The following is a 1,313-nucleotide window of genomic DNA, read 5'->3' as shown; positions in this document are numbered from 1 at the left end:
GAACTGACCTCGGCCACCACAAACGAGCAGGTCGAACAGATGGTCAGCGCCGTCGACACGATGCTGAAGGGTCTGACCGACTCGGCCGCTAACCTTGGCGCCACCAATGCCCGCATCGATCTGCAGAACACCTTCGTCAAGGATCTGCGCGACACGATCACCAAGGGTATTGGCCGCCTCGTGGACGCCGACATGAACGAAGAGTCCACGCGCCTGAAGGCTCTGCAGACGCAGCAGCAGCTGGGCATCCAAGCCCTGTCGATCGCCAATTCCGGCCCGGACAGCATCATGTCGCTCTTCCGCAGTTAAGCTGCGAGCATGTACGGCCCAAGTCGCGGTTTTGGCCGAAATTCTTTCGCCGATTAGGTGCGCCTTAAAATTCAGGGTTAGACCAGTTCAAGTTGGCCGTGCCTCTCCAGGCGCGGCCAACTTCGTTTGAGCCGCATTGCGGTTATGAAGTTCGCTCTCATTCGCATCAGGGCAAGACATTGGATTGCGGTCACGGATTGTCCTGCATCGCAGGCCGATGTTTTGCAGAGGGCGGAAGGGACAGCTGCGCGCAGCATGACCCGCCCGAAAACGGTTCTCACTGCTGCATGGCGGAATGCCAAGACATCTGATGACGGGCCTCATTCTCATGCGGCCCGCAGGCCAAATGAACCGCAGACCACTCGCTGACCGTATTTTTTTTTATCCTAAATGAGGAATGTACATTTTTTTACTCTTTATTAATGGTTACCGACATAGTATCAATCTCACAAGACGCGGTCATATCGGTAACATTTTAAGCCGAATGGCTGGCATGAAGCCAAAAAGTCTTCACCGGTTTAGTATAGAGTCCGGTATGTCCCCCAAAATTTGTATCTCGTATCTGAGGGACACTCTAAAATGACTAGCATTATCACGAACGTTTCCGCGATCGCAGCTCTTTCGACCTTGCGCGGCATCAATTCCAACATGGAATCGACGCAGGCTCACATTTCCTCTGGCCTGAAGATCGCTGCTGCAAAGGACAACGCATCCTATTGGTCGATTGCGACGACGCAGCGCTCGGACGAGAAGGCGCTCTCCGCCGTTCAGGACGCACTCGGCCTCGCCTCGGCCAAGACGGACACCGCATATAGCGGTCTGAAGACCACGATCGACATTGTTTCCACGATCAAGGCTAAGCTGGTCGCCGCCCGTGAACCGGGCGCCGACAAGGACAAGATCAACAAGGAGCTCGTCGAGCTCAAGAACCAGATCTCGTCGACGGCCCAGTCTTCGTCCTTCTCGGGTGAAAACTGGCTCTACAATACCTCGTCGACGGCCCC

2 protein-coding genes are annotated in these 1,313 nt (G+C 55.3%); both read left to right on the top strand.

Going from position 1 to position 1,313, the window contains the following annotated elements; translation table 11 throughout:
• Window positions 1-309 (top strand): flagellin (locus tag BMX61_RS24145; protein WP_268794184.1); only part of this gene is annotated, 309 nt, incomplete at its 5' end.
• Between the two features lie 579 nt (window positions 310-888).
• The coding region (locus BMX61_RS24140; RefSeq protein WP_456119714.1) for a flagellin N-terminal helical domain-containing protein at window positions 889-1,313 on the top strand (425 nt) is incomplete at its 3' end.

The sequence above is a fragment of the Xaviernesmea oryzae genome (genome assembly GCF_900109605.1).
GTDB lineage: Bacteria > Pseudomonadota > Alphaproteobacteria > Rhizobiales > Rhizobiaceae > Xaviernesmea > Xaviernesmea oryzae.
The sequence above is the reverse complement of the archived record's forward strand: the minus strand, read 5'-3'. Positions and strand labels throughout refer to the sequence as shown.